General features: G+C 73.2%; 21 protein-coding genes, 3 tRNA genes and 1 pseudogene. 12 read left to right on the top strand and 13 right to left on the bottom strand.

Annotation, left to right across the window (positions count from 1 at the left end):
- Positions 1-339: 339 nt before the first annotated feature.
- Complete coding sequence (locus tag AB0L21_RS04585) at positions 340-1,437, top strand: LLM class flavin-dependent oxidoreductase (protein WP_365782190.1); 1,098 nt, start codon at positions 340-342, stop codon at positions 1,435-1,437.
- On the opposite strand, the gene AB0L21_RS04580 is transcribed toward AB0L21_RS04585, so the two are convergent.
- Positions 1,416-3,218, bottom strand: coding sequence for a bifunctional diguanylate cyclase/phosphodiesterase (locus AB0L21_RS04580; RefSeq protein WP_365699562.1), 1,803 nt, complete (start codon positions 3,216-3,218; stop codon positions 1,416-1,418). The two genes, AB0L21_RS04585 and AB0L21_RS04580, sit on opposite strands and share 22 nt — an antisense overlap.
- Before the next feature lie 331 nt (positions 3,219-3,549).
- On the opposite strand from AB0L21_RS04580, the gene AB0L21_RS04575 reads away from it, so the two are divergent.
- A complete protein-coding gene (locus tag AB0L21_RS04575) occupies positions 3,550-4,809 on the top strand; it encodes a M6 family metalloprotease domain-containing protein (protein ID WP_365699560.1) in 1,260 nt (419 codons plus the stop codon).
- 96 nt (positions 4,810-4,905) lie between these two features.
- Here the strand turns inward: AB0L21_RS04575 and AB0L21_RS04570 are convergent.
- The 4 genes from AB0L21_RS04570 to AB0L21_RS04555 form a co-directional block, all read right to left on the bottom strand.
- A tRNA-Lys gene (locus tag AB0L21_RS04570) sits at positions 4,906-4,979 on the bottom strand.
- Positions 4,970-5,539: a bifunctional DNA primase/polymerase gene (locus AB0L21_RS04565; protein WP_365782188.1), complete on the bottom strand. Its 570-nt coding sequence runs from the start codon at positions 5,537-5,539 to the stop codon at positions 4,970-4,972. The genes AB0L21_RS04570 and AB0L21_RS04565 overlap by 10 nt, the downstream gene beginning before the upstream one ends.
- A gap of 111 nt (positions 5,540-5,650) precedes the next feature.
- Positions 5,651-6,019: a hypothetical protein gene (locus AB0L21_RS04560; protein ID WP_365699556.1), complete on the bottom strand. Its 369-nt coding sequence runs from the start codon at positions 6,017-6,019 to the stop codon at positions 5,651-5,653.
- 128 nt (positions 6,020-6,147) lie between these two features.
- Positions 6,148-6,879, bottom strand: coding sequence for a decarboxylase (locus AB0L21_RS04555; protein ID WP_365782186.1), 732 nt, complete (start codon positions 6,877-6,879; stop codon positions 6,148-6,150).
- A 288-nt stretch (positions 6,880-7,167) separates the two neighbouring features.
- Between AB0L21_RS04555 and AB0L21_RS04550 the strand changes: the two genes are divergently transcribed.
- The 8 genes from AB0L21_RS04550 to AB0L21_RS04515 all read left to right on the top strand — a co-directional run bounded on the left by AB0L21_RS04550 (position 7,168) and on the right by AB0L21_RS04515 (position 13,797).
- Positions 7,168-8,121, top strand: a complete 954-nt coding sequence (locus AB0L21_RS04550; protein ID WP_365782184.1) for a D-2-hydroxyacid dehydrogenase — start codon at positions 7,168-7,170, stop codon at positions 8,119-8,121.
- 28 nt (positions 8,122-8,149) lie between these two features.
- Positions 8,150-9,556 (top strand): amidase, encoded by a 1,407-nt coding sequence (locus AB0L21_RS04545; protein WP_365699551.1) that lies wholly within the window; start codon positions 8,150-8,152, stop codon positions 9,554-9,556.
- 129 nt (positions 9,557-9,685) lie between these two features.
- On the top strand, positions 9,686-10,603 hold the full coding sequence (gene ehuB / locus AB0L21_RS04540) for an ectoine/hydroxyectoine ABC transporter substrate-binding protein EhuB (RefSeq protein WP_365782182.1): 918 nt from the start codon (positions 9,686-9,688) through the stop codon (positions 10,601-10,603).
- Entirely contained in the window at positions 10,600-11,247 is a 648-nt protein-coding gene (gene ehuC, locus AB0L21_RS04535) for an ectoine/hydroxyectoine ABC transporter permease subunit EhuC (protein ID WP_365782180.1), read from the top strand. Before ehuB ends, ehuC begins: the two co-directional genes overlap by 4 nt.
- Complete coding sequence (gene ehuD / locus AB0L21_RS04530; protein ID WP_365699548.1) at positions 11,244-11,894, top strand: ectoine/hydroxyectoine ABC transporter permease subunit EhuD; 651 nt, start codon at positions 11,244-11,246, stop codon at positions 11,892-11,894. Before ehuC ends, ehuD begins: the two co-directional genes overlap by 4 nt.
- A complete protein-coding gene (gene ehuA / locus AB0L21_RS04525) occupies positions 11,884-12,666 on the top strand; it encodes an ectoine/hydroxyectoine ABC transporter ATP-binding protein EhuA (RefSeq protein ID WP_365782178.1) in 783 nt (260 codons plus the stop codon). Before ehuD ends, ehuA begins: the two co-directional genes overlap by 11 nt.
- Before the next feature lie 208 nt (positions 12,667-12,874).
- Complete coding sequence (locus AB0L21_RS04520) at positions 12,875-13,627, top strand: IclR family transcriptional regulator C-terminal domain-containing protein (RefSeq protein WP_365699546.1); 753 nt, start codon at positions 12,875-12,877, stop codon at positions 13,625-13,627.
- 96 nt (positions 13,628-13,723) lie between these two features.
- A tRNA-Lys gene (locus tag AB0L21_RS04515) sits at positions 13,724-13,797 on the top strand.
- Between the two features lie 56 nt (positions 13,798-13,853).
- Here AB0L21_RS04515 and AB0L21_RS04510 read toward each other — a convergent pair.
- The 6 genes from AB0L21_RS04510 to AB0L21_RS04485 all read right to left on the bottom strand — a co-directional run bounded on the left by AB0L21_RS04510 (position 13,854) and on the right by AB0L21_RS04485 (position 19,890).
- Positions 13,854-15,518, bottom strand: a complete 1,665-nt coding sequence (locus AB0L21_RS04510) for an AMP-binding protein (RefSeq protein WP_365782176.1) — start codon at positions 15,516-15,518, stop codon at positions 13,854-13,856.
- A gap of 40 nt (positions 15,519-15,558) precedes the next feature.
- Positions 15,559-16,023 (bottom strand): DUF3592 domain-containing protein, encoded by a 465-nt coding sequence (locus tag AB0L21_RS04505; RefSeq protein ID WP_365699544.1) that lies wholly within the window; start codon positions 16,021-16,023, stop codon positions 15,559-15,561.
- Between the two features lie 96 nt (positions 16,024-16,119).
- Entirely contained in the window at positions 16,120-16,551 is a 432-nt protein-coding gene (locus AB0L21_RS04500) for a DUF3592 domain-containing protein (protein WP_365699543.1), read from the bottom strand.
- 92 nt (positions 16,552-16,643) lie between these two features.
- Positions 16,644-17,249 carry a lytic polysaccharide monooxygenase gene (locus AB0L21_RS04495; protein WP_365699542.1) on the bottom strand — a complete coding sequence of 202 codons (606 nt, stop codon included), beginning with the start codon at positions 17,247-17,249 and terminating at the stop codon, positions 16,644-16,646.
- Between the two features lie 148 nt (positions 17,250-17,397).
- Positions 17,398-18,534: an SPFH domain-containing protein gene (locus tag AB0L21_RS04490; RefSeq protein ID WP_365782174.1), complete on the bottom strand. Its 1,137-nt coding sequence runs from the start codon at positions 18,532-18,534 to the stop codon at positions 17,398-17,400.
- A gap of 72 nt (positions 18,535-18,606) precedes the next feature.
- Positions 18,607-19,890, bottom strand: a complete 1,284-nt coding sequence (locus AB0L21_RS04485) for a peptidoglycan-binding protein (protein WP_365782172.1) — start codon at positions 19,888-19,890, stop codon at positions 18,607-18,609.
- 187 nt (positions 19,891-20,077) lie between these two features.
- On the opposite strand from AB0L21_RS04485, the gene AB0L21_RS04480 reads away from it, so the two are divergent.
- Together AB0L21_RS04480 and AB0L21_RS04475 are read left to right on the top strand one after the other, a co-directional pair.
- Positions 20,078-20,151 (top strand) — tRNA-Lys (locus tag AB0L21_RS04480).
- A 106-nt stretch (positions 20,152-20,257) separates the two neighbouring features.
- Positions 20,258-20,729 (top strand): annotated as a pseudogene (locus AB0L21_RS04475) (FCD domain-containing protein).
- A gap of 15 nt (positions 20,730-20,744) precedes the next feature.
- Here the strand turns inward: AB0L21_RS04475 and AB0L21_RS04470 are convergent.
- Together AB0L21_RS04470 and AB0L21_RS04465 are read right to left on the bottom strand one after the other, a co-directional pair.
- Positions 20,745-21,416 carry a class F sortase gene (locus AB0L21_RS04470; protein ID WP_365782170.1) on the bottom strand — a complete coding sequence of 224 codons (672 nt, stop codon included), beginning with the start codon at positions 21,414-21,416 and terminating at the stop codon, positions 20,745-20,747.
- Positions 21,417-21,424: 8 nt separating this feature from the next.
- Complete coding sequence (locus AB0L21_RS04465; protein ID WP_365782168.1) at positions 21,425-21,994, bottom strand: hypothetical protein; 570 nt, start codon at positions 21,992-21,994, stop codon at positions 21,425-21,427.
- Positions 21,995-22,049: the final 55 nt, after the last annotated feature.

The following is a 22,049-nucleotide window of genomic DNA, read 5'->3' as shown; positions in this document are numbered from 1 at the left end:
GACGGCTGGGAGGCGAACCACGCGGTCCTGTCCCACCTCAGGGAACACCGGGTGACCTGGCACCCCTGACCAACACCTCGCAGGCTCCGGCGCGGTCGGACGAACCCACTCCGCCGGACGGAGTCCGGCACGCCGCCGGAGGCGGCCGATGGTCGCAGCCCCGGACGGCTGGGAGGCGAACCACGCGGTCCTGTCCCACCTCAGGGAACACCGGGTGACCTGGCACCCCTGACCAACACCTCGCAGGCTCCGGCGCGGTAGGCCGGCGGGGAATAAGCGGGGACTCTCTCCTGTTACGCGCTGAAGGACAGCTCACGCTCGCATCAGGAGGCGTACACCGTGTCGGCAGACGAGGCAGACGAGATCCGGGGCAGCACGCTCGGCACCGCCCCCGCCCCCCTCTCCGTACTGGACCTGGTGACCGTCGGCGCGGGCAGTACCGCCACCGACGCCCTGCGCACCAGCGTCGCGCTCGCCCGGTTCACGGAGTCCTGCGGCTTCCACCGGTACTGGGTCGCCGAGCACCACTCCATGCCCGGTGTGGCCTCCTCCTCCCCGGCCGTGATCCTCGCCCACCTCGCCGCCCACACCGACCGCATCCGGCTGGGTTCGGGCGGCGTCATGCTGCCCAACCACGCCCCGCTGGTGATCGCCGAGCAGTTCGGCACGCTGGAGGCGCTGGCCCCGGGCCGTGTCGACCTGGGCCTCGGCCGGGCGCCGGGCACGGACGGGGCCACGGCCGCTGCCCTGCGCCGCACCGACACCCTCAACGAGGGCGCCGACGACTTCCCGCAGCAGCTCGCGGAGCTGACCCGGTTCCTGGACGACGACTTCCCGGACGGGCACCCGTACCGGCGCATCCACGCGATCCCGGGGCCGGTCCAGGGCAGCACTCCCGGCGGGGTCCAGTCGCCGCACCGGCCGCCGGTGTGGCTGCTCGGCTCCTCCGGCTTCAGTGCCCGCCTGGCCGGCCTGCTCGGTCTGCCGTTCGCCTTCGCGCACCACTTCTCCGCGCAGAACACCGTCCCGGCGCTCGATCTGTACCGGGAGACCTTCCGGCCCTCCGCCGTCCTCTCCGAGCCGTACGCCCTCATCGGCGTCTCCGCCCTCGCCACGGACGACGAGCGGGAGGCCCGGCGGCAGAGCCGGGCGATGGCGCTGAACATGATCCGGCTGCGCACCGGCCGGCCCGGCCTGTTCCCGGACCCGGAGGAGGCCGAGCGGCACGAGTTCAGCCCGATGGAGGAGGAGTTCGTCGCCTCCTGGACGGCCAACATCGTGCACGGCACGGCCGACGAGGTCCGCGCCGGACTGGACGACCTGCACAAGCGGACCGGCGCCGACGAGCTGATGATCACCTCGCACGCGCACCGCGGTGAACTGCGCCTGCGCTCCTACGAGCTGATCGCGGACGCCTACGGCTTGCCGACCGCGTAGGCCTGCGCCCCCAGCAGCTCGGAGATACGGTCCGGCGGCACCGGGCGGGAGTACAGCCAGCCCTGCCCGGTGTCGCAGCCGATCCGCCGCAGCCGGGTGGCCTGGGCGGAGGTCTCCACGCACTCCGCGGTGACCGTCAGGCCGAGCCGGTGGGCGAGCTGGATCATCGCCTCCACGATGACCTCGTCGGCCGGGTTCGGGGCGATCGCCTTCTTGTCGCCCTCGTACTGGAAGCCCCGCACGAAGGAGCCGTCCAGTTTCAGCGTGGAGACCGGCAGCCGGCTGAGGTAGGCGAGGTTCGAGTAGCCGGTGCCGAAGTCGTCGATGGCGATGCGTACGCCCATGTCGCTGAGGGCCTGCAGGGCCTGGAGCGGCCGGCCGGCCGAGCCCATCACGGCCGACTCGGTCAGCTCCAGCTGGAGCAGCTGCGGGGCGAGTCCGGTCTCGGCGAGGATCTCCGCCACATCGGCCACCAGGTCGGAGTCCCACACCTGCCGTACGGCGACGTTGACGCTGACGAAGATGGGCGGTTCGCCGGGGTGGTCCAGCTGCCAGCGGCGGGCCTGCCGGCAGGCTGTGTGCAGCGCCCAGCGGCCGAGCTGCACGATCGAGCCGTCCTCCTCCGCCAGTCCGATGAACCGATTCGGCGTCAACGTGCCGAACTGCGGGTGGTGCCAGCGGATCAGGGCCTCGACGCCGTTGAGCCGGCCGTCCTCCATGGCCACCAACGGCTGGTATTCGAGGGCGAATTCCTCGCGTTCGATGGCGGGCCGCAGGGTGGAGGACAGCGCCTGGCGGGTCATGCGGTGGGCGTTGCGCTCGGGGTCGAACAGGGTCCAGCGGGCCTTGCCGTCGGCCTTGGCCCAGTACAGGGTCGTATCGGCCGCCTGCATCAGCCCGGTGGCCGTCGTACCGGCCGCGTGGCGCTCGACGACGCCGATGGACGCGGTCAACGACAGCCGCTGCCCGGCCAGATCGAAGGGTTCCTCCAGCGCCTTCAGCGCGGACTCGGCGAGGTCGGCGAGCTGTTCGGTGCCGGTGGAGTCCTCCACCAGCAGGGCGAACTCGTCGCCGCCGAGCCGGGCCACGAGGGGGGTGGCGGCGCGGGCGTACCCGGTGTCGTCGGCGACCCGGGTCAGGCGTTCGGCGACGGCCGCGAGGAGCCGGTCGCCGATGCGGTGGCCGAGGGTGTCGTTGACCGCCTTGAAGCCGTCGAGGTCCAGATAGCACAGGCCGATCCGGCCGGTGCCGCTCTCCTCGTACGACTCCGCCTCCAGCGCGGCCGTCAGACGCTCGAAGAACAGCGTGCGGTTGGGCAGCCGGGTCACCGGGTCGTGCATCTGCAAGTGCCGTAGCCGGGCCTGGAGTTCTCGCCGGAAGCTGATGTCGGCGACCGACAGCAGGACGCCGGGTTCGCCGGTCAGCGGGGCGACGGTGACCTGCACCCACAGCGAGTGCCCCTCGGGGTGCTTCAGCCGGCGGGTGCAGCGCAGGCGGGCCTGCCGGCCGCGCAGCACCTCGCGGTAGGCGTGCCAGCTGCGGGCGTCGGAGGCCAGGTCCACCAGGTCGGCGGCGACCCGGCCGACGAGGGTGCCGGGGTCGGCGCCGAGCAGTTCGCCGAGGGCGGTGTTGGCGCTGACGACGAGTCCCTCGGGGGCCACGACCGCCATGGCGAGCGGGGCGGTCGCGAAGACACGGTGGTAGGTGGTGTTGTGACTGTCTGTGACGGCTGACCGGTCGAGGTCTGCCGCGGGCGTCGGCCCTTCGGACGTTCCGCTCACCGCTCGCTCCCGCAGTGCACTCGATCTGTGTCCGTGCCTGTCCGTGCCGGAAAGTGTGCCGATCATAGATGCTGGCTCCGGGCCCTTCCAGCCACTGTCCAGTGTCCCGGACCGAGCACATGTTCTGACAGATCGTTTCTGCCCGCACCTGGACGGGTTCTTCAGCCCCCTCGACCAGGTGTGACGTTCCGTGAGTGTTTCCGGGGTGTCGAGCGCCGGGGCGCGCCGGGGCGCAATGGGGGCGCGCTCACCCTTCTGGTGCAGGTAAACAGGGCAAAACACATCGATTGCCAGCAATCTGGATGCGGGTCCCGAACCGCATCCGGAGGTCATGTCCGTGCCCAAGTTGCGCAGCACCGCCGCCGTGTTCACCACGATGTCGGCGCTCGCCGCGACCTCGATCCTCAGCGGCCCGTCGGCCGCCGAGCCCTTCTCGCCGGCGCCCTGTGCCCTGCACCGCACCGAGGCCCACCACTCGGAGGGCGTCGACAGCTGGAACCCCGGCTACACCCGCCCGACCGGCACGCTGGACGCCGTGATGATCTTCCTCTCCTTCCCGGACGCCACCCCGCGCACCACCCCCGCCGAACTGACCGCCGACCACTTCCCGGCCACCAGCCGCTTCTACGAACAGGCGTCCTACGGCAGGTTCACCCTGCGCCCGCACCCGCTGAAACGCTGGCTGCGCATGCCCCGCCCGTCGACCTCGTACGCCATGCGGCGGGACTGGGACGCGGAGGACCGGGTCGCCTACCTGCGCGACGCGTTCGCCGTAGCCGACAAGGAGGTCGACTTCTCGCGCTACCCGGTGGTGTACCTGGTCGCCGATCCGGACGCGCCCGGCGTCGACTCGGACGCCACGAAGGTCGTCAACCTGGACACGCCCCTGCGCGTCGACGGCACCGATGTCCGCCGGGTCGTCACCGTGTTCGAGCACCATCCGCCGGACCGATTGGTCCTCGCCCACGAGACCGGCCATGTCTTCGACCTGCCCGACCTCTACCACCGCCCGGCCGACGGCAAGGGCGACTGGGACACCTACGTGGGCGACTGGGACCTGATGGGCAGCCAGTTCGGGCTCGCGCCCGACCTGTTCGCCTGGCACAAGTGGCGGCTCGGCTGGCTGGATCCGCGCCAGGTGGTGTGCGTGCGCGGCGCCGCGCCGACCCGCCTGACCCTGGAACCCCTCGCGGCCGGACCCGGCGTGCCGGTGCCGGGGGCGGGCGGCGCCCCCGCCTTCGGCCTCGGCCACGGCGTCAAACTGGCCGTGGTGCGCACCGGTCCGGACAGCGCCCTCGCCTTCGAGGCGCGCGGCTCGGCCGGCAACGACCGGGTGTCCTGCCGGCAGGGGATCCTGGTCTACCGGGTGCGTGGCGGCGCCGAGTCCGGCGACGGCCCGGTCCAGGTCGTGGACGCCCACCCGCGCACCGAGGCCTGCTGGGAGAACTCGGTCTACGCCCCGCTCGCCGACGCGCCGGTCTTTCTCGGGGAGAGCTTCACGGTCCCCGGGGAGGGCGTGAAGGTGGAGGCGGAGGGGCGGACGGCGTCCGGGGCGTGGACGGTGAAGATCACGCCGGGGGTGGGCGACTGATCGTGCGGCTGAACGTGGGGTGCCGCGGGACGGCCGGTTCGTATACGGAAACGGCGGGCCGGATTCTTTCGAACCGGACCCGCCGTTTCCTTCAGGTGCGCCGCCAGGGACTCGAACCCCGGACCCGCTGATTAAGAGTCAGCTGCTCTAACCAACTGAGCTAGCGGCGCCTGCTGACGTCGTAGACCTTAGCATCCTGGTCGGCGGGAGGAAAAATCGATATCCGCACGGCCGCCCGAGCCGCCCGCACGGCCGCCCAGAGCAGCACCTCGGGCCCCGGCAGCCAGGGGTGCCGGGTGTCCGGGGCGACCAGCCAGCGGGCGGCGGCGCTGGCGTCGCCGCTGGTCAGGGGCGGTACGGTGACCGCGTCGCCGGTGCCGTGGCACAGCAGCGGCGGTACCGCCCGGGCCCGCTGGGACCCCCACTCCTCCCAGTCCAGCAGCGAGGGCAGCCGCTGGGCCGTCCCCGGGGCGGCGAACAGCAGCGTCCGGCCCCGGAACACCGCGACCGGCCCCGAGCCCGCGCCCTCGTCCCAGAGCCGGTCCAGCATGCGGCGGCCGAAGACCGTAGGGGCGCTCACCACGTCGAAGACGGTGCCGCAGGGCAGGACGACCGGGGCGTCCGGGCGCTCTTCCCACAGGGCGAGGGTGCTGCGGGGGTACGTTCCTGCCGAGGCGAGCCAGGCGACGCCGTCGGAGCTGACACGGGTGACGTTCGGGGCGCTGGTCATGACACCCATATGTACAGTGCGTGAGCGGGCCGTTCTCCTGGGTTGCCGAAAACCGGGACAGCGGCGGCCGGGGAGGAGTATCTTGCCCGCCTGGCATATGCCGTACGGGTGCTACAGCGGGTCGGCGGTCGCCCGCCCCTCACCCTCTCCGCGCATCAGATCCCGCCCGAACTCGACCATCTTCTTCGCGTAGTCCTCCGTCCACTCCGCCCGCTCGGCGATGTCCGCCGGGGTCAGCCGGTCGAACCGGCGCGGGTCCGCGAGCTGGGCCGCGGCGATGGCCTGGAACTCCACGGCCCGGTCGGCGGCCGCGCGGAACGCCTGGGTCAGCTCCGTCGCCCGGGCCAGCAGCGCCCGCGGGTCCTCGATCGACTCCAGGGCGAAGAAGTGCTCGGGGTCGGCGACCGCCTCCGCGGGCTCGAAGAGCAGGGGCGCGGGGCGTAGCCGCGGTTCGTGACGACGCGGCGTGGGCTCCGCCATGTCTTGTCTCCTCCTCGTACGGTTCGGTGGGCGCCGCCTTCAGGTGGGCCACCGTCCATTGTCCCGCGCCGACGCAAGAAGCCTCTACGGCCGCCCGGGCGCGCCCCGTCCGGAGGGGGAGCCCGGGGCTACACCTGCACCAACGGCTGCCGCGTGAACAAGGTGCCCAGTGTCGGTGCGTTCACCCGGCGGTCCGCGAGCCTCAGGCCCTCCCACACCGTGACCTGGTTGGCGGTGAGCACCGGCTTGGACAGGGCCTTCTCCAGGAGGGAGAGGTGCGCGGCCGTGTGCAGGGCCGTGTCCGGCAGCAGGACGGCCTCCGCGTCGGCGGCGTCCGCCGCGCGTGCCAGGGTCAGCACGTCCTCCTCCCCCCAGGTGGCGGCCTCCGCCGCCGTGACGATCCCCGAGGACCGCGTACCGGTCACCTCCAGCCCGCCGGCCCGCAGGAACTCCGCGAACAGCGCGGTGACGTCCTCCGGATAGGTCGCGCCGACGGCGACCCGGCGTACGCCCAGCTCCCGGGCCGCGTGCACGAAGGCGAAGGACGTCGACGAGGCCGGCATCCCGGCCAGCCGGGCCAGGTTGCGCACCTGCTCCTGGGCGCCCTCCCAGCCGTGCACGAAGCTGCCGCTGGTGCACGCCCACACCACCGTCTCGGCGCCCCCCAGCCGCAGCCCCTCCATGCCCTGGGCGAGCCGTTCGGCGGAGCCCATCTCGCGCAGCGCGTCCACCCGGTGCGCGCCCTCACCGATGTCGGTGTGGGCCAGGTCCACCCGGATGTCGCTGCCCAGGAGCTGCTCGATGCGTGGATAGTCGTCCTCGGCGAAGTGGCCCGGGTAGAGGAATCCGAGTGCGGTCATGTCCAGCCTTCCTGCGTCTCTTCGGGCGGTACGGGGCCATGTGCGGGCAGCCGCGTACGGCAGCGCCTGACAAGCCCCACGGCCCGGGTACCCCATCGGCGCGGCACCGCCCACCTGTCCGGCGGACACCTCCCGCGGGGCGCCGGCCAGGGCCGTCGCCCCGATCACGCTGGGAGACGAGGGGGCAACGGATCGTGGGTACGTCCGTGTTGACGAAGGTGGGTTCCGGTGCGAGCGTGGTCAATCCGCGCATAAACCGCGCATGTCAGACGCCGGGAGCCGCCCCGCATGACGCCGACCGTCCCCACCGTTCTGGTCCTCGACGCCGATCCGCCGCCCCGGCTCGGCCGCCTCACCGGCCGCGCCCGGATCGAGCGCACGGACGCGGCGCACCTGGCCGAGCGGCTGCCCGCGGCGGACGTGCTGCTGGTGTGGGACTTCACCTCGCACGCGGTGCGGCAGGCGTGGCCCGGCGAGGGGCCCCGGCCGCGCTGGGTGCACACCGCGAGCGCGGGTGTGGACCATCTGATGTGCCCGGAGCTGGCCGCGTCGGAGACGGTGGTGACGAACGCGCGCGGGATCTTCGACCAGCCGGTCGCCGAGTACGTGGCGGCCCTGGTGCTGGCTGCCGCCAAGGACCTGCCGCGGACCCTGGAGCACCAGCGGGAGCGGGTCTGGCGGCACCGGGAGACCCGGCGGGTGGCGGGCACGCGCGCGTGCGTGGTCGGCTCGGGCCCGATCGGCCGGGCGATCGTCCGGACGCTGAAGGCCCTGGGGGTGACGACGGCGCTGGTCGGGCGGGTGGCGCGGACCGGCGTGCACGGCCCGGACGACCTGGACCGGCTGATCTCCCGCGCGGACTGGGTGATCGCGGCGGCTCCGCTGACCGAGCAGACGTACCGCATGTTCGACGCGCACCGGTTCGGCGTGATGCAGCCCTCGGCGTTCTTCGTGAACGTCGGCCGGGGCGGCCTGGTCGACGAGGAGGCCCTCGCCCGGGCGCTGGCCCGGCGCTGGATCGCGGGCGCGGCCCTCGACGTGTTCGCCGCCGAACCGCTGCCCGGGGACAGCCCGTTGTGGGAGCTGCCGGGGCTGATCGTGTCCCCGCACATGAGCGGCGACACGGCCGGCTGGCGGGACGAACTGGGCGCGCAGTTCGTGGAGTTGTACGAGCGGTGGGCGGCGGGAAGGTCTCTGCGGAACGTGGTCGACAAGACGCGTGGTTACGTGCCTGGCCACTGAGGGCCTGACACCGACCCCTGGAGGGTGCATGCAGCTCACCGACCTGACCGCCGTCCGGCTCCTCGACGGTTACCGCAAGGGCGAGTTCAGCCCTGTGGAGGTGACCGAGCAGGCGCTTCAGCGGGCGCGGCGGAGCCAGCCGGAGGTGAACGCGTTCGTGCGGCTCACCGAGGAGGACGCGCTCGCCAGGGCCCGGGAGTCGGAGGCGCGCTGGCGGCGCGGTGAGCCGGCCGGGCTGGTCGACGGGGTGCCGGTGACGGTCAAGGACATCCTGCTGCTGCGCGGCCACCCCACGCTGCGCGGTTCCAGGACCGTCTCCGAGCAGGGGAAGTGGGACGAGGACGCGCCCCCGGTGGCCCGGCTGCGCGAGCACGGCGCGGTGTTCCTCGGCAAGACGACCACGCCCGAGTACGGCTGGAAGGGCGTCACCGACTCCCCGCTGACCGGGATCACCCGCAATCCGTACGACCCCACGCGCACCGCGGGCGGCTCCAGCGGCGGCAGCGCGGCGGCCGTCGCCCTCGGCGCGGGCCCGCTGTCGCTGGGCACGGACGGCGGCGGCAGCATCCGTATCCCGGCCGCGTTCTGCGGGATCTTCGGGCTGAAGCCGACGTACGGCAGGGTGCCGCTGTATCCGGCGAGCCCGTTCGGCACGCTGTCGCACACCGGGCCGATGACCCGGGACGCGGCCGACGCGGCCCTGCTGCTCGATGTGATCGGCACACCCGACCCGCGCGACTGGTCGGCGCTGCCGCCCGCGCCGGGCTCGTTCACCCAGGCGCTGCGGGGCGGGGTGCGGGGGCTGCGGGTGGCGTACTCGCCGTCGCTGGGCGGGCAGGTGGCGGTCCGGCCGGCGGTGGCCGCGGCGGTACGGCGGGCGGTGGCCGCCCTCGCGGACCTGGGGGCGTACGTCGAGGAGGCCGACCCGGACTTCAGCGAACCGGTGGACGCCTTCCACACCCTGTGGTTCAGCGGCGCGGCCCGGCTGACCCAGAACTTCTCCCCGCGTCGACGGCAGTTGCTGGACCCGGGGCTGCGGGAGATCTGCGCGCAGGGCGCCCGGATGAGCGCGCTGGAGTATCTGGCCGCGGTGGACGTCCGGACGGACCTCGGCCGGCGGATGGGCCGCTTCCACGAACGGTACGACCTGCTGGTGACGCCGACGCTGCCGCTGACGGCGTTCGAGGCGGGGCTGGAAGTGCCGAGGGGCTGCGTGTTCCGGCGCTGGACGGGGTGGACCCCGTTCACCTACCCGTTCAATCTGACCCAGCAGCCGGCGGCGAGTGTGCCGGTGGGGATGGACGGGGAGGGGCTGCCGGTGGGCATGCAACTCGTCGCCGCCCGGCACCGGGACGACCTGGTCCTGCGGGCCGCGCACGCGATGTACGAGGCCGGCCTGCCCCTCTCCGGAAAGGTCACGCCCGCCGGAAACTGAGCACGATGCAGGGCACCCGGTGGGGGTTCCGTGGAGGCGAAGGGCGGGAAGAGAGCGTAGATCTCGCTTCGGCGCAGGCCGTGAAAACCGGGGCGCATAGCCCGGTTGCGCTTGGGTAGCCGCGCCGCCATGGCTCCACCACTTGGCAACGACGTACACACCATCCGGCCGGAACACAGACACACCCGGCGCTCGGTGCTCGCGGGCCTCGCCGCGTTCGGCGCGCTGGGCGCGGCGGGCTGCACCCGGGTGGCGTCGGCGTCCGGAAAGAACGGCGGCGATCTGCTGGAACGGCTGCGCGCGCTGGGTGTCGTACGGCTCGGGATCGCCGGGGAGATCCCCTTCGGGTACATCGACAAGAACGGCGAGCTGACCGGGGAGGCGCCGGAGCTGGCGAAGGCCGTCTTCAAGCGGCTCGGCGTGGACCGGGTGCAGCCGGTGCCGACGGAGTTCGGCTCGCTGATCCCCGGGCTGAAGTCGCAGCAGTTCGACGTGGTGGCCGCGGGCATGTACGTCACCCCGGACCGCTGCGAGCAGGTGATCTTCGCGGACCCCGACTACCAGATGCCGGACGCCTTCATCGTCCGCAAGGGCAACCCGCTGGGTCTGCGCACCTACGCGGACGCGCTGCGCGCACACGCCAAGGTGGCCACCGGCACGGGGTACGCGCAGATCCAGCACGCCGTGGAGGCGGGTTACCGGGAGAGCGACCTCGTCATCGTCCCGGACCAGGTCGCCGGGCTGAACGCGGTGGAGTCGGGGCGCGTCGACCTGTTCGCGGCCACGGCCGTCACCGCCCGGCTCGTCGCCCGGGACTCCGCCAAGGCCGAGTCGACCAGGCCGTTCGTCGCGCTCGTCGACGGCGAACCGAAAGTGGACGGCGGCGCGTTCGCGTTCCGGCCGACGGAGACCCGGCTGCGTGACGCCTTCAACACCGAGCTGCGCAAGCTGCGCCGCAGCGGTGAGCTGTACCGGATCGTGCGGCCCTTCGGCTTCACCAAGGCCGAGATGACGACGCTGACCGCCAAGGAGCTGTGCGGCCGATGACTGCGGGACTCTGGGAACTCGTCCTCCACGGCACGGGCACCACGCTCCAGTTGCTGGTGTACAGCGCGCTGCTCGCCGCCGCGGTCTCGTTCGTCGCCGGTGCCGCCCGCACCCACCGGTCGCGGCTCGTCCGCTTCGTGGCGGCGTTCTACACCGAGGTGTTCCGCGGCACGTCGGCGCTGGTGATGATCTTCTGGGTGTTCTTCGTGCTGCCGGTCGCGTTCGGCTGGCAGCTGGTGCCGATGTGGGCCGGCACGCTCGCGCTGGGCCTCACCTACGGCGCGTACGGCTCGGAGATCGTGCGCGGCGCCCTCGCGGCGGTGGACCCGGCCCAGCGGGAGGGCGGGATCGCGCTCGGCTTCTCGCCCTGGCAGCGGCTGCGGCTGATCCTGCTGCCGCAGGCGGTGCCGGAGATGATCCCCTCCTTCTCCAACCTGCTGGTCGAGCTGCTCAAGGGCACGGCGCTGGTGTCCATCACGGGCATGGGCGACCTGGCGTTCAGCGGCAACCTGGTCCGCCTCGCCCTCCAGCAGAGCGGCCAGATCTACGCGTACCTGCTGCTGATCTATTTCGTGATCGCGTTCCTGCTCACCCGCGGGATGCGGGGTCTTGAGCGCCGGCTGAAGGCGGAGGTGGCCCGATGACCTGGGACTGGGCAGCGGTCGCCGACTTCCTGCCGTACTTCGTCAAGGGCCTGCTCGTCACCCTGGAGGCGCTGGCCCTGGGGTCGCTGATCTCGTTCGCGCTGGGCCTGGTGTGGACGCTGCTGCTGCGGACGCCGACCCGGTGGGTGCGCTGGCCGGTGGGGGTCTTCACGGAGTTCGTGCGGGACACCCCGCTGCTGGTGCAGCTGTTCTTCCTGTTCTACGTGCTGCCCGAGGCGGGCGTGACCCTGTCCCCGCTGACCACCGGGGTCCTCGGGCTCGGGCTGCACTACTCGACGTACACGATGCAGGTCTACCGGGCCGGTATCGAGGCGGTGCCGACGGGCCAGTGGGAGGCCGCGACGGCGCTGAGCCTGCCGGTGCGGCGCACCTGGGCGGCCGTGATCCTGCCGCAGGCCGTCCGCCGGGTGGTGCCGCCGCTCGGCAACTACGTCATCGCGATGCTGAAGGACACGCCGTTGCTGATGACCATCGGCGTGCTGGAGATGCTGGGCCGGGCGCGGCTCGTCTCGCAGCAGCACTTCCAGTTCACCGAGCCCCTGACGGTGATCGGGATCGCCTTCATCGTCGTCTCCTATCTGGCCTCCCTTTGTCTGCGCACCCTGGAGCGACGCCTTGTCCGTTGAGACCCGCAAGCAGCCGGCCGTGACCGGCACCCTGCCGACCGAGCTGATCCGCCTGGAGGGCGTGACCAAGCGGTTCGGGGACAACACCGTCCTCGACGGCCTCGACCTGTCCGTGGACGCGGGCCGGCACGTCACCCTGATCGGCCCGTCCGGCTCCGGCAAGACCACGATCCTCAGACTGCTGATGACCCTCGCGAAGCCCGACGAGGGCACGATCACCGTGGACGGGCAGCGGCTGTTCCCGGCGCCGGAGAAGCAGGTCCGGGAGGTCCGCAAGAAGATCGGGATGGTGTTCCAGCAGTTCAACCTGTTCCCGAACATGTCGGTGCTGCGGAACCTCACCGAGGCGCCGGTCCGGGTGCTCGGCCTGTCGAAGGACGAGGCCGAGGCGCGGGCCCGGGAGCTGCTGGACCTGGTGGGCCTGGCCGACAAGTGCGACGCGAAGCCGACCCGGCTCTCCGGCGGGCAGCAGCAGCGGGTGGCGATCGCCCGGGCGCTGGCGATGCGGCCCCAGGTGCTGCTGCTGGACGAGGTGACCTCCGCGCTCGACCCGGAGCTGGTCGCGGGCGTGCTCGACCTGCTCCGGGACATCGCGCGCAGCACGGACATCACGATGCTGTGCGTGACGCACGAGATGGGTTTCGCGCGGGACATCTCCGACCAGGTCCTGATGTTCGACGCGGGCCGGGTCATCGAGGCGGGCCCGCCGGAGAAGATCTTCGGCGACCCGGAGCGGGAGCGCACCCGGGAATTCATCAGCGCGGTGCTGTGAAGCGCGGCCCTGTGCGCGCGGGGCCCTGGACGGAAGAGCCGAGGTCCGCTCGATGGGGAATGACTCTGGCATATGCCTATGGGTTTTCGCCCCGGTTGGCGGCACGGACGCGCGGGGCGCAATCTCGCAACCCCCTCTCCCCCGCGCCTCATTGACGGCTATCGTGGAGACGATCCGCCGACCCGGGTCGTGGCCGAGGGGGACCGACATGAGGATCGAGCCGACCGCCCCGTACCACTCCGCCCAGGACGCGCTGCGCGTGCTGGAGACCGTGGCCCGGCACCCCGCCGGTGCCACCGACACCGAGCTGGCCCGCCGCACCGGCCTCGGCGCCGAGCGGCTCACCGCCCTGCTGCGCATGCTGCGCCGCGAGGGCTACGTCGAGCAGATCGCCGACGGGGCGTACGTCACCGGCGACACCCTGCGCCGGATCACCTCGGCGCACGACCGGGAGCGGGCCCTGCGCGAGAAGCTCCAGCTCACCCTGGACCGGCTGCGCGACTCGGTCGGCGCGGCCGTCTACCTCAGCCGGTATCTCGACGGCGAGGTCCGGGTCACCCAGTACGCGGCCGGGCCCACCACCCCGGCGGTCAACGAGTGGGTGGACTTCCGCTACTCCGCCCACGCCACCGCCGTCGGCAAGAGCCTGCTGACCCAGCTGGACCACAACGCCCGCCGCGACCATCTCTCCCGGCACAAGATGGCCCGCCTCACCTCGCGCACCATCACGAGCGACAAGCTGCTGCTGTCCCGGCTGGAGTCGCAGCCGCCGACGGTGCCCATGCTCGATCTCCAGGAGTACGCGGTCGGCACGGTCTGCGCGGCCGTACCGCTCACCGCGGGCTCCTCGGTCGGCTGCCTGGCCGTCTCGCTCCCGGTGGAGCACGCGCACCGGCTGAAGCGGGCGGCGGAGACACTGAACCGGAACGCGGCTCCGGTGGTCCTGTCGCTGACGATCTGAGGGGCACATGGGTGGTCACGAGCACCCCCCAGGACCAGGTAGTATTTTCTTTGTCGCCAGCCACGGGAAACAAAATCCGAGGCGGGCGGGAGTCATGCGCCGCTAGCTCAGTTGGTTAGAGCAGCTGACTCTTAATCAGCGGGTCCGGGGTTCGAGTCCCTGGCGGCGCACGATGACGATGGCGAGCCACGTCCGCACACAGCGCGGACCTGGCTCGCCATCTCTGTCATTGCGCGGCTTCGCCGCGCGCGGTGGGGGCTGCGCCACCCACACCCCCCAAAGCCGGGCCCTTCGCGGAAGCGAGGGGTCCCTCGGTGTCTTCCCTGGTCAGTCGCCGGTACGACTCCTCGCCCGGCGGGCGCCACCACACCGGGTCCGCGCACGTCCAGCCCTCCCGCCGCAGCCGCGCGCGCTCGATCTTGTTCGTCGCCGTCACCGGCATCCGCTCCACCACCCGCACGAACCGGGGCGCCATCTTCGTGCCGAGGTCCGGCTGGGCCCGCAGGAACGCGGCGAACCCGGCCGGGTCGAAGGTCCCCGCGATGGTCGCCATCACCTGGTCCCCGGTGACCGGGTCCGGGACGCCGTACACGGCCACGGCGTCCGCACCCGGGTACCGGGCCACGATGTTCTCGATCATCGCGGCGGCCAGGTTCTCCCCGTCGACGCGGATCCGGTCGTCGGTGCGGCCGGCGAAGTACAGAAAGCCGGCGGTGTCCCGGTAGAAGAGGTCGCCCGTCCAGTACGCCCCTCCCCGGCGCCGCTCGGCCTCGGCGGCCGGGTTGCGCCAGTAGCCCTCGAAGGGGTTCGGGCCCCGGTTGACCAGCTCGCCGATCGCCTCCTCCCCGTTCAGCAGCCGCCCGGCCCCGTCGAAGACGGCAGGCGGGCACTCCCGCCCGGTGACCGGGTCCAGCACCACCAGGCCGGGCCCGGCCGGACCCACCGCGCCCGCCGGGGTGCCAGGCTCCCACCGGATCGCCGCCCCGCCCTCCGAGGAGCCGTACCCCTCCACCAGCCGCACCCCGAAGCGCCGCTCGAAGGCCGCCGCGTCCACCGCGCCCGCCTCCGTGCCGAAGCCGAGCCGCAGCCGGTGGTCGCGGTCGTCGGGCGACGGCTCGGTGGCGAGGAGGTACTGGACGGCCCGGCCGACGTAGGTGAAGTAGGTCGCGCGGTAGCGGCGGACGTCGGGCAGGAACCCGGAGGCCGAGAAGCGCCGGCGCAGCGCCACCCCGGCGCCGGCGGCCAGCGCGGGCGCCCAGTCCGCGATCACGGCGTTGCCGTGGAACATCGGCATGCAGAGGTAGTGCACGTCGTCCGCGCGGACGTCGAACTGGCGGACCAGGGCCTGCCCGGCCGCCGCCAGCCGCCCCTGGGAGCAGAGCGCGGCCTTGGGGGCGCCGGTGGAGCCGGACGTGAAGTAGAGCAGCAGCCGGTCGGCCGGGGCCGCCCGGGACGGGTCGGGCACGGCACCGGCGTAGGGCGCGAGGAGAGCGGCGTACTCCGGAGTGTCCGTGACGAGCAGCCGCACGCCGGGCAGGCCGAGCCCGGCGAGCAGCGGCAGGTGGGCCCGCTCGGTGATCAGGAGCGCGCACTCGGTGTGCCGGATGTCCCGGGCCAGTTCGGAGCCGCGCCGGGTGGGGTTGATCCCGGCGACGGCCGCCCGGGCGAGGGCCGCGGCGCCGAGCCAGAGCGGGAACTCCTCGGTGTTGTCGAGCAGCACCCCGAGGTGCGGTACGGCGCCGGGCGGGAGCAGGTCGGTCAGCAGCGCGGCCCGGGCGGCGGCACCGGCGGCCACCTCGTGGTGGGTCAGCGTCCGTTCCTCGCACCACAGCCCCGGCCGGTGGTCACCCCAGCGTGCCGCGACCAGCGCGGCGACCGTCGTGGACTCCATGGCCGCGCACGGTAACTGACCCAACGTCAGATGTGGAGGGCTACGGCAGCAGGCCGTCCGACTCGGCGAAGATCACGTGGGCGAGGACCATGAAGCCGACGCAGAAGGAGCCGGCGACGCCGAGGAGGACCAGCCCGAAGCCGGTGCCGACGGCGAGCCTGCCGGGCGTCGGCGGCAGCGCGGTGGCCCGCTGAGGGAACTCCGGGAGATAGCGCACGGTCACGAAGTCACCCTCCAGGACGGTCGCGGGGCCGTTCTCCTCCTCGAAGCGGACCGTGCGGCCCTCGCGGGTGGTGAACTCGTAGACGTGGTGCACGGTCGTGTGCACGGAGGTGTCCCCGCCGCCCCCGCTGGTCGTCGTGAACATCCGCAGGCAGCGCGCCTCGGCGGTCAGTCCCTGCGTCCACGTCCTGCGGAGCCGCCGGGCACGGCGGACCAGCAGGCAGGCGGCGAAGGCGAACCCCGCGATCATGAGGCTGGGCACGGCGTAGAAGAAGAGCTCCATGAGATCCCCCGAGGTCAGGTACGCCGTCCCCGCTCGGCCGGCGTGCGAGGAACGTACCCGGTGCGCGGGGCGGACCGCCTCAAGGGAAGCTCAGTATCAGAACCGGGACAATGTGATCCACTCGTGCGCGACGAAGACCGCGCAGCCCGCGAGCAGGGCCAGCCACACGACGGCGACCGTCAGGTCCCTGCCGGGCCGCGGCTCGGCGGCGGTGGCCTTGTCGGGCTGCCCCGGGGCGTAGTGGACGAGGACCTGGTCGCCGACGCCGCGGCCGGCCGGGCCGCCGCTCTCCTTGAAGCGGACGGCACGGCCGTCGCGGGTGGTGAAGTCGTACTCGTGCCACTGCACCCGCCGGGCGGCGTTGTTGACGACCTGACTGGTCGCCCAGGCGCGCACCACCCGGGCCTGCGCGGTGAACCCGCTCCGCCAGGCCGCGAGCCGCTGCCGCGTGCGGCGGACCATCGCCACGGCGCCCCAGGCGAAGAGGGCGAGGAACCCCGCCATGCTGATGTGGAACAAGGCGTCCATGGCGCCTGTCACCCCCGTGTGCGGTTCCCGGACTCACGTGCGCCGGTGCCGGAGCACCGGCCCGGCGCACGCGGACCTTACCCGAACGGGGATCAGAAGGTGACGTCGGAGCAGGCGTAGAACGCGTTGCCCGTGTCGGCGATCGTCCACACCGCGAGGATGACGTGGTGTCCGCTCAGGCCGGTCGGCAGGGTGCCGCTGTGGCTGAGGGTGGCCGGCGGGCGCTGGCCGTTGTAGGGCACCGTCAGGAACGGGGTGAGGTTGAGGTCCGAGCGGGAGAGGTTGTGGTTCTGGTTCCAGCCCGGCTTGGTGACGTAGTACCTGAAGTCCGTCGTGGCGTGCATGGCGGTGAACTGCCAGCGGAACGTGTACGACTGGCCGCCCGTCACCTTGGTGGTGGGCCAGGCCGCACCGGACGGCGTCTTCGGCGCGCTGAGCTGGGCGAACTGGCTGAGGCCCGCGTTGCAGAGCTGACCGTCGGCGGGCCCGCCGGCCGGGAAGCCCTTGGGGCCCTCGACGCTCTGCGGCTCCCACTGGATCGGGCCGCAGTTCGCCACGGTGCCGTTCTGGCAGAGCTTCTGCCTGCTGATGGGGAGGTCGGTGTAGCCGTGCCCGCTGGCGCCGCCGGTGGAGAGCGCGAACGCTCCGGCGGTCACCGCGCCCAGCACGACCGCGGACAACTTGGTCTTGGTGCGCATGCTGCCGCTCCTGGAGAACGTGGGGAGTTCGGTGAGCCGTGCAGATTAGGTCTAGACCAAGCCTCAGATTATTGCCGTGAGTTGAACATGTCCATACCAATCGCAGACCGGCCGCGAGCCCGTTCCGCACCGGCTCCCCGCCCCCGCTCTACACCGGCTCCCCGCGCCCCGAGCAGAACGCCACCGTCAGGTCACGGACCAGCACCTTGCGCTCGTAGTCGTCCAGTTCGACCAGACCGCGCATGGTCAGCCGGGTCACCGTGTCCTCCACCGAGTCCACCACCGAGCTGAGCATGCTGGCCCGCTGCCGGGCGTCCAGCGCGGCGATCCGGCGCCGGTGCATCGCCCCGGCCACCTCGGGGGCGTACTCCACCCGGACCGGCCGCACCGAGAACACCTCCACGCCGACCGGCGCGGCTTCCGCCGCCACCAGCCGGGTCAGCGCCGCCCCGGCCGCCGTCGCCCCGCCCCGCGTACCGCCCGCCGGCTCCACCGGCACCCGGGCCAGCGCCGACTCCACGCACTCCCGCAGATACGTCTCGTGGTCGTCGATGCCGAGCAGGGCCCGCGCGGTGTCCCGCACCCGCCACACCACCAGCACCACCACCCGCAGCGCCAGCCCGTCCGGATCCACGGCCGGCATCGCCTCGCTGCGCCAGTGCCGCAGCCGCACGTCCACCCGGCGGCGCGGCACCAGCGGGTTCACCCACAGCAGCCCGGTGCGCCGGACCGTCCCCCGGTACCGCCCGAACAGTCCCAGCACCCAGGCCCGCCCGGTCCGCCCCCGGGCCAGCCCGCCGAAGCCGAACGCCCCGAGCAGCCCGGCCCCGGCGTACGCGGCCCACTGCGCGGGGCCGAGACCGGTACCCGGGTCCGACGGCAGGCCCAGCGCCTGCGCGGCGAGCGGCGGGAGCAGCCCCGCCCACCAGGTGGTGGCCAGGCAGCCGGTGACCCCGCAGACCCCGGCGAGCACCCCGGCCGCCCCGGGCAGCACCCTCGCCGGGCGTTCCACCAGCTCCGGGTCCGCCTCGGGCAGCGGCGGTCTGCGCACCGGTGCCGGACGCCTGAGGCGGGGCTGCTCGCCGGTGCCCTGCCGGCGGGCCACCACGGCCGGCCGCAGCGGCACCTTCACCGGGTCGGGATCGTCCCGGAAGAGCAGGTGGACGGGGATCTCGGTGGTGGCCTCGTTCTGGATCAGGCGGGCCGGCCGGGTGCCGGGGCCGGCGCCCGCGTCCTCCGACTGCCCCTCGGACTCGGGCGGCGTGTGGGATGTGGTCGTACTCATGCGTGCTCCAGCCTCCGCGCCAGACGCGTCATGAACAGGGGGGTTGGGGTGGGGGGTCGGGTGCCGGGCCGGTCAGGCGAACAGGCGGCGCCAGGTCTCCGGCCCCGGGTAGCCGTCCGCCGCGCCGCCCCGCCAGCCCTGGGCGCGCTGGAAGGCCTCGACGGCGCGCCGGTCCGCCTCGCCCCAGTGCGGTCCCGGACCGTGGGCGTAGAACCGGCCGAACCCTTTCTTCACCAGCTGGGCGCCGAGCCGGGTGATGTAGTCGTTGCTCTGGCCCGGCCGGAAGTGGTTCCGGCCCGGGTAGCCGGGGACCCCGTGCGAGGCGGGTCCTCCGGCCGGGGACGCGATGTCCTTGCCCTGGCCCGTGCTCAGCAGTTCCCAGGTGCGCCGGCCGGGGATCCCGTCGGCGTCCGCGCCGGTCCAGCCCTGGGCCCGCTGGAACGCCTGGGTGGCCCGCCGGTCCGCCGCGTCCCACACCGGCCCGGGGCCCTTGGCGTAGTAGGAGGCTCCGCCCCGGGCGATCAGCATCTGGCCGAGCAGGGTGACGTACTTGTTGTCGGCGCCGGGGCCGAAGTAGGCCGCGCCGGGGTAGGCCACCACCGCCTTCCCGCCGGGCGCCGGCTCGGCGGCGCCGGCCTTGGTCACCCCCTTGTACCGGTAGGGGACGTACTTGTCGGCGTTGCTCCAGTACGGGTACGGGGTGGTCTGGCTGCGGGTGCGCGGGGGCGTCTGCTCGTAGACCGTGTAAGAGGTGTGCGTGTGGTCCGTCCAGCCGCCGAAGATCACGACGTGGGAGCCCTTCTCCGGGTTGTCGGGGTTGTGGTAGAGCAGGATGTCGCCGGGCTGCAGCTCCTCCTTCTTGATCTTGACGCCGAACTGGCCGAGGCTGCCGGTCCACTCGTTGTTCGGCAGCCCCCAGGCCATGGAGACATAGCCCGAGCAGTCCTGCCGGTAGCCGTCGGACCAGAAGTCGTACATGCTGTACGGCACCTTGGCGGCCACCCAGATCTTGGCCCGGTTGATGATCTCGGTACGGGTGATGGCGCGGGTCGGAACGGTCACCGGCCCCGCGGGCTTGCCCGCCGGGCCGTGCAGGGGCGTCCTGGCGCCCTGCGGAGTGTCGGTTTCGCCGTCGCCGGGCAGGGCCTGGCGGTGCGGGGAGTGGCCGGGGGTGAGGGCGGCGGCCGGCGTCACCGTGCCGAGCGCGGCGGACGCGGCGGCCACGACGACGACCCCGCGGGCCGCCGGATGACCGCGGGTGAGCAGGGGTCGGGGGGTCGGCCGGCGCCCGTGGACGCAGCCGGGGCAGTCACAGTCGCTCGCGGGGTCGATGTCCTCGAACAACGGAGCGGTCATGCGATCTGCCTCACATTCGGGCGTGGTTTGTCCGCGAGTGTGCACGTTGATCAGTTTCCCAACTGGGCACAGAACGCGCATTTTGACGGTCCGAATGATGTACACGGCCCCCCGTGCGGCTGCCGCGCCGTCTTCCAGGTGGTCGGAAGCACCCCCGGAGGTCGGGTAGAGTTTTCTCCGTCAGCAGGCGCCGCTAGCTCAGTTGGTTAGAGCAGCTGACTCTTAATCAGCGGGTCCGGGGTTCGAGTCCCTGGCGGCGCACCGACCGGAAGGCCCCTCGCGGAAGCGGGGGGCCTTCCGCATGCCCTCGTGCATGCCCTCGCTCCTTTTCCGCCGTATCCCCTCCGCCTGAACGGCCGGATACCCTCTGGCCCGGGACCTTCAGGAGCGGATCAAGAAGCTGATCGTGGACCAGCGGCTGCCCTCGGGTGCCCCACTGCCCACCGAGCCCCAGCTGATGCGGCTCCTCGGGGCGAGCCGCGACTCGGTGCGGGAGGCCCTGGGACGTACGTCGGCTCCATGTCGTTCGCGCCGATGATCGAGGGGCTGGCCGCTGGAGCTGCGCGAGGCCGTCGAGACCGGGCCGGTGTCCCGGCTGGCCGGGCGGCTGCCGGAGGCGAACCTCGTGGCGCTGGACGCCCTCGTGGAGCACATGGAACGGGAGGCCGCAGCGGGACCTGGTGGACGTGCCGCAGGATCCACGGGTCACCTGCCGCCGGCACCGGGAGATCCTGGACGCGGTGCGGTCCGGTGACTCCCCGCGGGCCGAACGGGCCATGAGGGACCACTTCGGCGACATCCGCAGCCGGCTGTCCCCGCCGGCCGTGCCCCAGCGGTGACCGCCGTCCGGACGCTCAGCCGGCCGTCCCGGTGAGATACGCCGAGACCACCACGTTCGCCGTGTAGCTGCGGCTGGCGCGGTCGAAGGAGCCGCCGCAGGTGATCAGGCGGAGTTCGGCGCGGCCCGGCTCGCGGGGGCCGTAGGCCTGCCGGGCGTCGAAGCCGTCCCGGGGCAGCACGCGGACGTCGTCGACGGTGAACTCGGCGACCTTGCCGTCCGCGCGGAACACCCGGATCCGCTCGCCGGGCTTGACGGTGCTGAGCTGGTAGAAGACGGCGGGCCGGGTCTCGGTGTCGACGTGCCCGACCAGCACGGCCGCCCCGGCGGCGCCGGGCTCGGGGCCGGCGCCGTACCAGCCGACCACGCCCGGCTGGTCGTAGGGCGGCGGGTCGACCGCGCCCCGCGCGTCCAGACCGCGGGCCACCACCGGGGCCTGGACGCCCAGCCGGGGGATGTCGACGCGCTGGGGCACCGCGCCGGCCAGGGGTTTCGCCGGGCGGGGCAGCCAGGCCGGGTCGGCGGCACGGCCGAGGGCGAAGACATCGCCCGTGGCGGGGCCGTCCGTGCCCCGCGGGACGTCGGTCACGCCGCGCCCCCACAGCCACAGCCCGGACAGCAGCAGCGCCCAGGTCAGGCCGGTGACCAGCCGCCCGGTGGCGGTGGTGCGCCCGTGGTCGTCGGACATGGCGGCACTCAGCGGGGGCCGCGGCTCCGGCGGGCGCGCAGCCCGACGGCGACCGCGGCGATCCCGGCGAGCGCCAGACCGGTCGCCGCCTGGACGGCGTCGGGGCCGGAACCGCTGGTGGCCACCGTCGCGAAGTGGGCGGTGCCGCCACCCCCCGCGGGGACCGGGGCGATCGGCGAGGCGGACGCGGCGGGCAGCCGGATGGGCTCTTCCGGCCGGCCGGCGGCGGCGCCCGACCGCGCGACCGTGATCATGCCGGTGAGCACGGTGCCGGCGCAGGTGACCTTCACCGGGTAGGCGCCCGGCTCCAGGGCGGACCGGACGCGGGTCTCTCCGCTCAGGCTGCCCTGGGCGCCGGTCAGCCGGGCGTCGGCGACGAAGGCGGACGAGGCGGCGCTGCCCTGCTCGCCGGAGCAGCCGCTGACCCGCAGGGTGACGTCGTCGCCCGGCGCCGGGCTCGCGGGGGTCACGGTGACCGCGCCGCCGTCCGCCGCCCGGGCCGGCGCGGCGACCGCGGCGACGGCGGCGAGGGCGACCGCGGGGATTGCTGTACAGAGCGTGAGGCGTAGTGAGCCCATCGTGAACCTCCAGTTATCAGGAGGCTCCCCCGCCCAGGGCGCCCCCGCATCCTCG

The sequence above is a fragment of the Streptomyces sp. NPDC052721 genome, assembly GCF_040678315.1.
GTDB lineage: Bacteria > Actinomycetota > Actinomycetes > Streptomycetales > Streptomycetaceae > Streptomyces.
The sequence above is the reverse complement of the archived record's forward strand: the minus strand, read 5'-3'. Positions and strand labels throughout refer to the sequence as shown.

Excerpts from the sequence above, each read along its gene's own strand:
- AB0L21_RS04575 (WP_365699560.1), top strand. The coding sequence starts at position 3,550 with ATGTCCGTGCCCAAGTTGCGCAGCACCGCCGCCGTGTTCACCACGATG.
- AB0L21_RS04565 (WP_365782188.1), bottom strand. The coding sequence starts at position 5,539 with ATGACCAGCGCCCCGAACGTCACCCGTGTCAGCTCCGACGGCGTCGCC.
- AB0L21_RS04560 (WP_365699556.1), bottom strand. The coding sequence starts at position 6,019 with ATGGCGGAGCCCACGCCGCGTCGTCACGAACCGCGGCTACGCCCCGCG.
- AB0L21_RS04555 (WP_365782186.1), bottom strand. The coding sequence starts at position 6,879 with ATGACCGCACTCGGATTCCTCTACCCGGGCCACTTCGCCGAGGACGAC.
- AB0L21_RS04550 (WP_365782184.1), top strand. The coding sequence starts at position 7,168 with ATGACGCCGACCGTCCCCACCGTTCTGGTCCTCGACGCCGATCCGCCG.
- AB0L21_RS04545 (WP_365699551.1), top strand. The coding sequence starts at position 8,150 with ATGCAGCTCACCGACCTGACCGCCGTCCGGCTCCTCGACGGTTACCGC.
- ehuB (WP_365782182.1), top strand. The coding sequence starts at position 9,686 with ATGGCTCCACCACTTGGCAACGACGTACACACCATCCGGCCGGAACAC.
- ehuC (WP_365782180.1), top strand. The coding sequence starts at position 10,600 with ATGACTGCGGGACTCTGGGAACTCGTCCTCCACGGCACGGGCACCACG.
- ehuD (WP_365699548.1), top strand. The coding sequence starts at position 11,244 with ATGACCTGGGACTGGGCAGCGGTCGCCGACTTCCTGCCGTACTTCGTC.
- AB0L21_RS04520 (WP_365699546.1), top strand. The coding sequence starts at position 12,875 with ATGAGGATCGAGCCGACCGCCCCGTACCACTCCGCCCAGGACGCGCTG.
- AB0L21_RS04510 (WP_365782176.1), bottom strand. The coding sequence starts at position 15,518 with ATGGAGTCCACGACGGTCGCCGCGCTGGTCGCGGCACGCTGGGGTGAC.
- AB0L21_RS04505 (WP_365699544.1), bottom strand. The coding sequence starts at position 16,023 with ATGGAGCTCTTCTTCTACGCCGTGCCCAGCCTCATGATCGCGGGGTTC.
- AB0L21_RS04500 (WP_365699543.1), bottom strand. The coding sequence starts at position 16,551 with ATGGACGCCTTGTTCCACATCAGCATGGCGGGGTTCCTCGCCCTCTTC.
- AB0L21_RS04495 (WP_365699542.1), bottom strand. The coding sequence starts at position 17,249 with ATGCGCACCAAGACCAAGTTGTCCGCGGTCGTGCTGGGCGCGGTGACC.
- AB0L21_RS04490 (WP_365782174.1), bottom strand. The coding sequence starts at position 18,534 with ATGAGTACGACCACATCCCACACGCCGCCCGAGTCCGAGGGGCAGTCG.
- AB0L21_RS04485 (WP_365782172.1), bottom strand. The coding sequence starts at position 19,890 with ATGACCGCTCCGTTGTTCGAGGACATCGACCCCGCGAGCGACTGTGAC.
- AB0L21_RS04470 (WP_365782170.1), bottom strand. The coding sequence starts at position 21,416 with ATGTCCGACGACCACGGGCGCACCACCGCCACCGGGCGGCTGGTCACC.
- AB0L21_RS04465 (WP_365782168.1), bottom strand. The coding sequence starts at position 21,994 with ATGGGCTCACTACGCCTCACGCTCTGTACAGCAATCCCCGCGGTCGCC.